The 11,019-nt window shown below is 36.9% G+C and carries 12 protein-coding genes; 4 read left to right on the plus strand and 8 right to left on the minus strand.

Features of this window, described 5'->3' with window-relative positions; translation table 11 throughout:
* Genes HC175_RS04595 through HC175_RS04610 form a run of 4 tightly spaced genes read left to right on the plus strand, consistent with a single transcriptional unit; the run spans window position 1 to window position 2,737 of the window.
* On the plus strand, window positions 1-615 hold the full coding sequence (locus tag HC175_RS04595; protein ID WP_168025965.1) for a conjugal transfer protein TraK: 615 nt from the start codon (window positions 1-3) through the stop codon (window positions 613-615).
* Entirely contained in the window at window positions 605-1,534 is a 930-nt protein-coding gene (traM, locus tag HC175_RS04600; protein WP_168137307.1) for a conjugative transposon protein TraM, read from the plus strand. Before HC175_RS04595 ends, traM begins: the two co-directional genes overlap by 11 nt.
* Window positions 1,531-2,364: a DUF4138 domain-containing protein gene (locus tag HC175_RS04605; RefSeq protein ID WP_168025963.1), complete on the plus strand. Its 834-nt coding sequence runs from the start codon at window positions 1,531-1,533 to the stop codon at window positions 2,362-2,364. Before traM ends, HC175_RS04605 begins: the two co-directional genes overlap by 4 nt.
* A gap of 7 nt (window positions 2,365-2,371) precedes the next feature.
* The gene (locus HC175_RS04610) at window positions 2,372-2,737 is read left to right on the plus strand and encodes a Tim44 domain-containing protein (protein ID WP_168025962.1); all 366 of its coding nucleotides are present in this window, start codon (window positions 2,372-2,374) and stop codon (window positions 2,735-2,737) included.
* Between the two features lie 16 nt (window positions 2,738-2,753).
* On the opposite strand, the gene HC175_RS04615 is transcribed toward HC175_RS04610, so the two are convergent.
* The 8 genes from HC175_RS04615 to HC175_RS04650 all read right to left on the minus strand — a co-directional run bounded on the left by HC175_RS04615 (window position 2,754) and on the right by HC175_RS04650 (window position 10,913).
* Window positions 2,754-5,366, minus strand: a complete 2,613-nt coding sequence (locus tag HC175_RS04615; RefSeq protein WP_168025961.1) for a S8 family serine peptidase — start codon at window positions 5,364-5,366, stop codon at window positions 2,754-2,756.
* The gene (locus HC175_RS04620; RefSeq protein ID WP_168025960.1) at window positions 5,359-6,339 is read right to left on the minus strand and encodes an AAA family ATPase; all 981 of its coding nucleotides are present in this window, start codon (window positions 6,337-6,339) and stop codon (window positions 5,359-5,361) included. Before HC175_RS04620 ends, HC175_RS04615 begins: the two co-directional genes overlap by 8 nt.
* Window positions 6,340-6,377: 38 nt before the next feature.
* Window positions 6,378-7,958 carry a type IV secretory system conjugative DNA transfer family protein gene (locus HC175_RS04625; RefSeq protein ID WP_168137308.1) on the minus strand — a complete coding sequence of 527 codons (1,581 nt, stop codon included), beginning with the start codon at window positions 7,956-7,958 and terminating at the stop codon, window positions 6,378-6,380.
* 13 nt (window positions 7,959-7,971) lie between these two features.
* Complete coding sequence (mobB, locus tag HC175_RS04630) at window positions 7,972-9,003, minus strand: MobB family relaxase (RefSeq protein ID WP_168137309.1); 1,032 nt, start codon at window positions 9,001-9,003, stop codon at window positions 7,972-7,974.
* Window positions 9,004-9,014: 11 nt separating this feature from the next.
* Entirely contained in the window at window positions 9,015-9,395 is a 381-nt protein-coding gene (locus HC175_RS04635) for a BfmA/BtgA family mobilization protein (protein ID WP_168137310.1), read from the minus strand.
* A gap of 429 nt (window positions 9,396-9,824) precedes the next feature.
* Window positions 9,825-10,022, minus strand: a complete 198-nt coding sequence (locus HC175_RS04640) for a hypothetical protein (RefSeq protein ID WP_168025957.1) — start codon at window positions 10,020-10,022, stop codon at window positions 9,825-9,827.
* 11 nt (window positions 10,023-10,033) lie between these two features.
* Complete coding sequence (locus tag HC175_RS04645; protein ID WP_168025956.1) at window positions 10,034-10,483, minus strand: JAB domain-containing protein; 450 nt, start codon at window positions 10,481-10,483, stop codon at window positions 10,034-10,036.
* Window positions 10,484-10,556: 73 nt separating this feature from the next.
* Window positions 10,557-10,913: a single-stranded DNA-binding protein gene (locus tag HC175_RS04650; protein WP_168025955.1), complete on the minus strand. Its 357-nt coding sequence runs from the start codon at window positions 10,911-10,913 to the stop codon at window positions 10,557-10,559.
* Window positions 10,914-11,019 lie beyond the last annotated feature (106 nt).

An 11,019-nucleotide genomic window follows, 5' to 3' on the forward strand; every position in this document is an offset into this window, starting at 1 on the left:
ATGAAAACACCTTATAAAAATATTTACGCCGTCCTTAGAATAAATAGGTTTATCGTCTTGGCCGTCATCATCTGTTCCTCATTATCCAGCTTCTTTGCCGTTTGGATGGCATATAACATTAATAAAAAGGCCTTGAACAATGCTTTTGCCATCAATACCGATGGAAGTATCATTCCATTAAAACTTGTTACTCAAAAGGAAAACTATAAAGTTGAAGCCTTGGCTCATTTACAGCTTTTTCACAATTATTTCTACAACATCGATGCAAGCAATTATGAAAAGAACTTGGAAAAGGCACTATGGCTCGGCAATAGCTCTGTGGACAACCTCTATCGACAAAAAAAGGCGGATGGTGTTTATAATCGCTTGTTGCAATATTCACTAGTTCAAAAGGTGCTTAGCATCGATTCCCAAATCGAAGAAAAACACGGGGCTTACAGTTTTAGAACGGTTGCTGTTTTTGAAATCAACCGTGGGTCAATTGTCGACACCTATGAAATGGTATCTACTGGAAACCTAATTTCGGTTGACCGCAACTTTCCTAACAATCCACACGGGTTATTGATTACGAATTATTTTGAAAATACCTTAAAGAAAATATCCCATGAAAATTGAAAAGAATAAAATAGTCTTTGCGGCAGTTTTGGCCGTGATATTCCTATTTCTTATTTCCTATTCCGTGATGGTAATGGGTGATGACGAAAGCGAAAACGAGAACCTTAAAGAGACATCTGTTCCCGCACTGGAAGAAAGTCAAAAAGAATACAATTCCAAACTGGATGCAATCAACGATTTGAAGGAAGTGAAGGAAACCAACGCACCAAGCATCTACAATGAAAAGCTGATTGATTCCTTGGGTTTTTATGATGTGGATTTACCTGAAAAAGAAAAGGAGCGCATTGTAGATAGTATTTACTCCGCAGGGAAAATTAAGTATTCCGAAAAAAAATATCAGAATATTGGCGTTAAGAAAACTGTTGCCAAAGTCGCAAACCTAGTTGACTCCGCAGAAATAAAAGCTGAACAAAAAATTGCTGCTAAGGAATTGGGACTGGAACATCAGTTGTTCTTTGCCTCTGATCCAAAGGAAAGTGATATTTCCATTTCCGGAACAACGGATGCCGTCATCTATGCGGCCGTGGATGGTGATCAAGTGGTGAAGGTCAATTCTCGTTTGCGAATGCGCTTGACCAAAGCCGCAACCATTAATAACAAAAGCATTCCAAAGAACACGTACGTTTTTGGCTTTATCAGTTTTCAACCCCATCGGGTATTAATTGAAATCGAAAATATCCATCACCATCCCACAAAACTTAAAGCCTTCGATCTTCAGGATGGAAGTGAGGGAATATACGTGGAAAATAGTTTTCGCGCAGAGGCCACTAATGAAGTCTTAGATGATATTTTAGGGGATATCAACATCCCTAGCGTACCGCAAGTGAGTGGTATAACCAAATTACTCAAGCGCAACAACCGGAACTTAAAGGTTACCGTGCTCAACAATTATAGACTAATTTTAAAACCTAAATTATGAAAGCTTATATCTTAATTATAGCCTTTGTTTTGGCTTTTAGCAAAGCTTCTGCGCAACAACCTATTACTCTTGATACCATTTATGCTAATGACCAAAAGAATGTAGCATTGTTTTTTCCAGAACCCATCCGTCAAGGAATTACGGGATCAGAAAATTTTGTATTTACTTATAATCGGGAGAAAGAACAATACTTTGGACTGCTTCAGGCAAAGCCGGGAAAAGAAAGTAATCTTCTGGTGGTCAATAAAAATGGTGCAGTTTTTTCGTATATTGTTAAGTATAAAAAACAGCTTTCCACGCTGAATTATTTCATCCCAAAATCCAGTAGCATCGGCAACGAAAAGCCTATTGCTCCTGATTCAGCTAAAAGTGATGAGTCCAAGATAGAGTTAGGAAACAAGATCTATTATTACAAAAAATTCTGTTCCTATCTACTTGATCGAAAGCAACGGATTAACCGGATAAAAAAGCGTAATGAGGGCATCGTTTTAAGTATTGAGAACATTGTTTTCGATAAAGAAGAACTTTACTTCGTGATCCAGATTGAAAATAAATCTACTTTGGATTACGATCTAAATTTTTTGAAACTTGCGGTTGAAACGAAACAAAAAGGAAAAAAGAAATCATTGCAACGTCTTTATCAAGAGCCGATTTTCAAATATAAGTTGCCTTCCACAGTAGCCGAAAACGAAACCGTAAGATTGATTTACGTTCTACCAAAGTTTTCAATAAGCAATGACCGCAGAGCGGTTTTAGAGCTAAATGAAAAGAACGGGGAAAGAGGCTTAAAATTAAAAGTATCGCATAGATTTATCAACAACCCTAATTAGCAATGCAATGAAAAACGTCGTCATATACTCAATAGCCTTCTTATTCCTTGCCTGTACCGGAAAACAAGACCTTTCACCAAGCGAAACTTCAAAAATTGTAGTTGAAAGTTTCTACAATAAGGATAATGAGACCTTGAAAAAATATACTACCCCAGAAGGCTACGAAGGTCTTAAATCGGTACAAGATTTGATGGCGGCAGGCAAATCGGGGAATTCCAATTTTGAAGTGCTGGAAGAAACCACCGATAATGAAATAGCTTGGGTTAGATTCACCACATCTTATGAAGAAAACCCTGAGCTATTTAAGCTTTTAAAAATTGATGGAAACTGGAAGGTTACGCAGCAAGGAGCGAGGGAGAAAGGACCTTTTTGAAAAATAATTTTTGAATTTATAGAGTAGGCCTAATTCGTGTTTGAACTCGTTGCCTAATTTCTTCATAAATTTTTATGTCATTATTTTCCTTGACTTCTAAAGTAACAGACAATCCATATTTAATTGACAGTTTTCCAAGCTCAGATGCGTCTTCTCTGCAATTCACTTTTATTTCTAAAAAATCTCCATCAACAAAGACGTCAGCCTTGTCCCCAATAAGAATATCGTGTTGCACAGTTCCTAATTGTGTGGTTCGGAAATCATAATATGATCTATCTAATTCGAGATGATTATTATGTTTAAGATTATCAAAAAATAATTGTGCTTTACGATATTGTCTTGTTTTAAAATTTAGAGGACTATTGTAGGCTAAAGTTATTGTCAGTTTTTTATCAATCCTCCCCTTAGTAAGTGATGGCGGCAATGGAAATCTATATAAATGGGCTTGACCATCGTAAAGCTTTCCGAATCCGATAATGGTTACTCGTTTCTCAGTGCAATATAAAATGCGTTCTGGATCTATACCCCCATACCCTAGATAAGGCAATACGTTTTTTTTTGAAGTATTTGCAGCTGAGCCTGGTAAATCCTTAATTAGTTGCAATAAAAAATCTGAACTTTTACTCCAACTAGCACTATGTACCAATAAACTTTTAATAATTACAGTAAGAAAATCTGATGGTATAGATTTATCTCCAGAATTATTTATAGAAATTAAAACATCATAAAGTTGGGCAGCAAGACGAGATGTCAAAGCTGCTGCATTTGAAGTACCACATAAATACCCAGACTTATTTATTTGTCCTGGACTACCTGGAAATGCAGATCTGTTTCCGGGAGGATTTACATTAAATGGGATAGATTCTAATTTAAGAACCGTTTTCCCTGGTAAATTTTGAATTGGAGATTTCCGAAATAACTTCCGCCCACCTGACGTTATAATCTCTGGCTTTATGCTCCTTCGGAAACCAAAACCAATCCGGCTTATTGGAGATAATAAGGAGGATGACTTAATCAGATTTTTCCTTTGGTATAAATTATTAGGCTTTGAGAAATCAAAATGTGCCGCACCAACTGTAATAGAATTTATTGATTCAGCTGGTGCCAAAATCTTTCTATTAAAATTTGTCCTAACTATTTCCTCTAAAGCTAATTTTTGTACTTCATCATCAGAGAGATTATCAAATTCATCATCTGGGATTTCCAAAGCGATATCGTCACTAAAATTTCCTGCACTAATTACAAATAAGATATCGTATTGATAAGAAAGCCAATCCAGTAATTTTGCCCAAGAGCTCATATTGTTTAAGAAAGGTCTAAAAGCGTCTCCAATAGAAAAATTAATGATCTTTACCTCAGGGGCTACTGGAGGATTGTCCGCATCTCCCACTTTCATTCTTAGAACAGCCCTATGCACTAAATCTATTGGTAAAACGTCATCTGGAAGACATTCTCCTTGATAAAGTTGTGTGTCCAATTTCATTATAGGGCGGACATATAAGGGTCTTTTTAATATCGATTTTTTCTCATTATCTAAATCACCGTGAATAATAAGAGAAGCCATTGCGGTACCGTGAAATCTTTGATTACCCGTATAATTACTGGAGAAACCATCAGGATCATCAATTTGTAATCTATTTTCTAATAGAGAATGATTTGCTAAGGGAAGACCATCAAAAAGTGCAATGACTGGATGGCCATCTGTGGGTAGTTCATCATTTTCTTCAACATTGGGCAACTTTTTTAATTGCTCAATATCTTCAGGAGTTTCAAAAACCATCTGTCCTACAGGACGAAAAAACAAAATTTGTTGCGATTTTAAAAAGGAAATATTCGTATTCTCCGTAAGATCATCAAATACTTGAATCGGAGCTCTTGCAATAAAAGCGTGATATGATATCTCGGAGATTATAGTCCTTGAACCTTTCACTTCTTCTCCGTTATGTAAATTCAGTAAACGGGTTACTTCTTCATAGGCTTTTCGATTGGCTTGGTCACTACCTTTAAAGGCCAATTCTATTTCAAATCTTACGAAATCAAAATCGTATAATTTTCTTTCCTGAATATATTTTTCAATACCTGTATCACGTACCCTATCACTAACATTATAGGGCCTAATATCCTTTAATTGTTCAAAAAGCGATCTGAATTTTGCAGTCCCTCGCTTAAAATTTTGTTTTTCTTTATCTTTCTTATATTCTCGCCAATATTTCTGAAGTTCTTTAAGTGCCCTTTGGTTGGTCATAGTGAGGTAAAATCTGGCATCCACATTTTCTTCAGATCTATTACCGTTTTTATCTATGTTATAGAAATCATCTTCTGCCTCGAACTCAGTCTCATATTCAGCTAAAAACTCCATTCCTGGAGTCTTTTTCACAGCTTTAAAAAAATCTTTTATTTCTCCGGCAGTTTCTAACACCAAGATCATTTCAGGGATAATATTCCCTGCTTCCTTTTGTAGTGAAGCTGACCTATTAGAAAGTACACGATCTAATTCCGTTATCTTTAATTCATTTCTCTGAATTTGTTGAGTTTTGGTTGGGATAAACATTTTACCCGGAAAACCTTGTTTTTTAGATTTTTCCGCACTTATAGGGAATGGGAACAAAAGAAGTGGTTTTTTAACCATTCCCTAAGGAATATTTATGCTCCATTTGAACAAGGCATTCATCCACTAACCTTTTTACGTTTACGTCAGGGAGCGACAATATATATTTACGTTCAACATCGAGGATGAATTCTTCAATCTCCGCAAAATTAAGACCTTCAAGCTTATTTGCTATTTTATCAATAGGATATTGCAAATCGTATTTAACTCGCTGTTCAAAGTTTTTGAGCCAAATCTTTATCATTGACTTATCCGGAGCTTTTAATTCCAATCTTACTTGAAATCTTCTCCATACAGCCCTATCTAGAAGTTCGGCGTGATTAGTTGCTGCGACAACTACTACATAACTCGGCAAACGATCAATCTGAAGAAGTAAAGAACTTACAACTCTTTTAATCTCACCCGTTTCGTGAATGTCTCCGCGTTCTTTTCCTATAGTGTCAAATTCATCAAAAAATAAAACACATTCTTGGGTTCTAATAAAATCAAAAGTTGTTTTAAGCCGAGTAGCGGTTTCTCCTAGATAACTACCAATTATTCCATCATACCTTACAACGTAATATGGAATCATTAAAGATTGAGCTATGACTTCTGCGAGAGAAGTTTTTCCATTTCCAGGAGGACCTGCCAATAGAATACGATTTCTAGGTTCTAAATTATAGGATCTCAATAAGTCACTACGATGATGTTCCTGGATAAGGTCTTGAATGACGGCTTGATTTTCATAATTTAAAATCACATCATCCAAAGTCTTTTGAGGGTAAATGCGATATAAAAAACTGTCTAATCCATCTTCCAGTAAACGATTATGTATAGGTTGGTTGGATTGAGGCTTAGAGGCTTTGGAAAGTGCATCTAATAATTGTTGAGCTACAATATGATGTTGTTTACTCTTTTCTTCGGCAATTATAGATTCAACAACCTTTCTAAAAAGGGTATTGTCTCCGTTAGTTCCGGCCTTAACTAATTTTAATAATAAATCTGCTCTTGCCATTTGTACAAATATAATATTCTGATTTGTTAAACTATAATTTAATTAAAAATTGATCTCACTTCCTGATAAACTCTTTCAAAATTAGCTGCTAAATCAGCCTTGGAAAACTGCCTTAATTCATCCGGAAGCTGCCTCTGAATTCTCTGCAATTTAAACTGCACTTTTTTATCTTCCCCATCCGCATAGGTAATAAACTCCCCCTGCTTTAAACGGAAAAAAGCATCAGCCCGTATTTTAGGAATTTCCCGTTCCCCGGTAGTAATGCGTGTATCAAAGTCAAGACTGTAACCTCGGTTGATGCTGGTTGTTTCTTTTTTTATGATTTCAAAGAAGCGTTCATAGTATTTTGCAGTATCAGGATCATTGACCTTTCCGAAGAATTGATAGGAAAGGTTGCTTAAAATAGCTTTACTCGCTTTATCTCCATACATCATATCGTTCTGGATCTTGTCCTGCATTACATAAACAGTTGCTATATCATAACTTCTTAAGGTAGCCGGAATGCGGTGCATATTCAATAACCGAATGGTTGGTGCTTCTTCCATTAAAAGAAAGGAAGAATTTGAATTGCGTACACTCATTTGCTTTGTAATCGTGTGGATTATGGTGGCAATTACAGGGGAATAGGAGGTTTCAAATTTAGGATTGTTCACTACTGAAATCACAGCAGGATTTTCCGGATTATTAATATTTAATGGCACTTCATCTGCAGAAAGGGCCATAAAAATATTTTGTGTGCTTATGCGTTTCAGAGCATTGGCCAGGGTACTTTTCACTCCTGCGGTCTGTCTTTCGGAATCTTTGCCGCTAATGAAAGCATCTGCCATTGCCCTGGAGGTGGTATTGGTCTCTAAAAACTTTATGAGACTATCGGTATCCAAAAACTGATAAATGGCTATGAGATGGGGTAAGGTGCAGAATTCCGGATAGGATGTTTTCAGTTTCCAGATCAATCCACCAATCAATCCTTCAGCTGCATCGTTAAAAAATTTAGAGGTTCCCGTAGTTCCCGATTCCCGCTGTTCCAGAAGATTTTCAATAAGTACTCTCGAAATCTCATTCACACTTTCTTCATTCTCGATATATCGGGGTGCAATAGGGTTCACCCTATGGATGATTTTATCAAAGGAGACTATACAAAAAGGAATATCCCGATTTTTAAAGAGCGGGTATGCCATTTCGGTGAGTTCAAAATCCTTATAGTCGTGAATAACCCCACAGAAATCATGTTCCTGGAAATGTTTTAAAAATCCGTAAACCACGCTTTCGGTTTTTCCACTTCCGGCAGACCCAATAATGGATGCACCGCGTTTGATGTTTTCAATTTTAAAACTTTTCTTATCTGTTTTAAAAGTTACCCGATATTTTTCAGAGGTATTTTTCTTTAAATCCGTTTTATGCAGAAAAACGTAAAATACCGTATTGACCAACAATAAAGGACAGCCTAAATAAAGTAGTGCTTTTATCGTATTATGCGGATAATACACATAGGCTATTAATCCAGAAAGCAGCACCGTATTTAAGAAAAGGGCATATTTTGAAATCCGATACAGTCCATAAAATACTGAAGCTGTCAAAACGACAATTAAAAGTATATGTAGGGGATTTATTAGTTGCATTATTGTTTTTCCTTTAGATACCTATTGAACTTGATTTAATAACCACTTCCAAACCACGGCGCAGGCGGTTGAATATTTTCATTGCCAGTTGTGCCTGGGTAAACGGAATATTTGGTAGCATTGGAACATCACTTTCCTTCATCATTTTAAAGGCGATTGCCCTTTCATTGATGGGCAATTTCATCAGCGATGCAAAATAGATTTTAGGGTTTTTGATAAAATCCTTCCGGGCCTTATAGGTTTCGGCAAAATTTCTTTGATAGTCAAAAGTCCTGTCAAAGGTCTTTTCTGCCTGGTTAAAAAACTGATCACGGTCAAAGCCCCGTTTTACATTCTTACCATGCATCTGGACTTCCGAGGCCTTATGCTTGCTCCCAGGAGAAAGACTGAAAGTATTGGAGGCATCCTTTCTGCTTACGATGATATGGATATGACTTTGATTTCCTGCCTTTGGCATCCCCTGGACAATTCGCTTTCCATCCTGTTGGTGCGGAGCTTCCTTTTCCAATCGATCAATTCCACTCTGCAATAGTTTGATATTGCCTTCAGATCGCCCCTCCTTAATGTTTCTGATTTCTGATTTGAGCTGAAGGATTTTCGTTGCATAAGGTTGGTTTTCCTTTATTTGCCAATCCGTTCCCTTAAAAGTTCGTTGGTGTTCTATTTTTGCGTAATACTTTATATCATCGATGCTAATCGGTCTTCCGTTGATTTCCCTATTGAAGGATGCCACATAGTCCTTCATCAGTTCACGGGTGTATCTTTTTAGATCCTCGCTATTGTTCTGTAACCGGTTCAATTCATATTTGGAAGGGCTGACCGTAATCGAATAGAATTTTGGTTCCGTCTTTTTGAGTTTGGCACCATTCCCATCAATTTCCTTTACGACTTCTTCTGCTGATATTTCATCATCATATTGACTGAAAAAATGTTCCATAGCTCCCTGTTCCAAACCCTGGTTTTCTTTCTCCAGATAGCCCACAAAATCCGCTGAACTTTGTGAGTAATTATTCCCTAATTTTTGAGGTGTGATGGTGATGTACATAGCTCAAAAAATTACAGTTCTCTGTTCCCATTTAGCTTTTCTCCAAAGCGTACTTCATTCTTTTCTTCAATGATTTTCTTTTCCAAAATCAACGGTTTCTTTTTGGGCTCTTCGGTTTGAAAAAGGGATTCCAACATTGCCACGGTGGGTTTGGTCTGGCTCTTTTCCATATCTCTCATAATGGCAATGACCGCATTGATACGTTTCTTTAGGGAAGCTTCGATTGTTCTACCCGTAGGCCCTAGTTTTTCCTTTGGGGAAATTTCGTTGTAGAAGAAAAAATCGAGCATTGTTGCCATTGCTTCGGTGTGCGATTTGAAGTGTGTCCTTGAAAATTCCTGAAAACGTTTTGCCGTTTTCTTTTTGAACCTGATGCCGATAAATGTGTCCATAATTCGCCGATTTGTCGCAAATCTTTCCCCAAAAATGGGCGTTCGCAGCGTATTTGTCGCAAATTGTAGAAGGTCGGGAATTTTTTATTTTTTCAAGTTGCTGAATATCAGCATTTTTAAATCGAAAAGGAGTGCTTAACATCGCATCGCGTGTTACCCTCTTGCTACTCCTTTTCGTTCGCCACAGGCGAACAAAAATTCCGTACAATTTGGTCAAAAGCCAATTGCTAGTTCCAGGGAAATAATTTCCTGTTATGTATTTTTTTGATGGGTACGGTTATCGGCGAAAGTCAAAAAATGGATAACCCTACGTAAAATTAAATGCTGAATTTCAGCGAAATAAAGATAATGATTTTTATTGAATTGAAAATAATTGAAAAGAAAAACACCTCCAAAAATTTAGAGGTGCTTGACTATAAAGTTTAGGAATTAAATGTTGAATATGAAAGTATAGGAATATAAATTTCGCAATGCTTCTTCCTCTACCATCGTCTTAAAGCAGGTATAATTTTCTCTTACGTACTTGCGGATATCATTCCCAAATTTTCGTTCCACATCCTTTTTGGAATTCTCCAAAAGTCGGTTTTGGGCTTCTTCGGTCAGGTCTGAAAAATTAAGATAAATCATAAGCTTTCCATTTAAAGGATTCCTTCATCTGCAAAACTGAAATAATTTCCATCAGGTATCAGGATCAAATGGTCCAATACCTTAATATCAAATAATTCCCCTGCCTTTTTAATTTTTTGGGTCAGGCGTTTATCGGGTTCACTCGGTGTCAAGGTTCCGCTCGGGTGATTGTGGACCAAAATGACTGCCGTTGTCAAGCTCTTTAACAGTACGGCAAATAAGATGCGGACATCCACTAAAGTTCCTGTTATTCCTCCGTTAGAGGTTTCATATATTCCTTTTACCTTATTGGCATTGTTGAGCAGCATTATTTTAAAAGTCTCGTGCAGTTCAATAGTATCTTTGTTCCATTGGCTGTAGGCTAAATCTGCAGCACTCTGGGAACAGGTTATCTTGGGAAGCAAATTTGCTTTTAAACTTCCACTATAACTTATCGCGATTTCATTAACTTTGGTTTCCATTATGATCTGATTTAAAAGGTGAATAATGAAAGAGGGCGCAACTTTCGAGAGGAACGCCCTCTTTGTTTTAAATTTACCCGGCTGAATTATTGCCGTTCTTTACGCCCAACAAAAGGATTTCGTTGGCTTCAACTTCGGTAACATAGCGTTTTACGCCCTCGTTGTCCTCATAGCTTCGGGACTTTAATTTTCCCGTTACACCGATTTCCTTGCCTTTTCCGGCATACTTCTCGATGATTTCAGCGGTCTTGCCCCAGGCTACTATAGTATGCCATTCGGTGTTTTGCACTTTCTCGCCCTTGTCGTTTTTGTAATACTCATTGGTGGCAAGTGAAAAACGGGCTACTTTTTTACCGTTTTCAAGGTTGGTAATGGTTGGTTCCTGACCAACGTTCCCAATTAGCTGTACGTGATTTTTAATAGTACTCATAATAAAAGAATTAAAGATTAATTAATAGACTACCTGAACCTTTCAGGCAGTTTTCATTTATATTTTTTTGAAGCGATTTACTTATTGTATCCTGAGCGTTTTCCTT

It is taken from the genome of Salinimicrobium oceani (assembly GCF_012037645.1).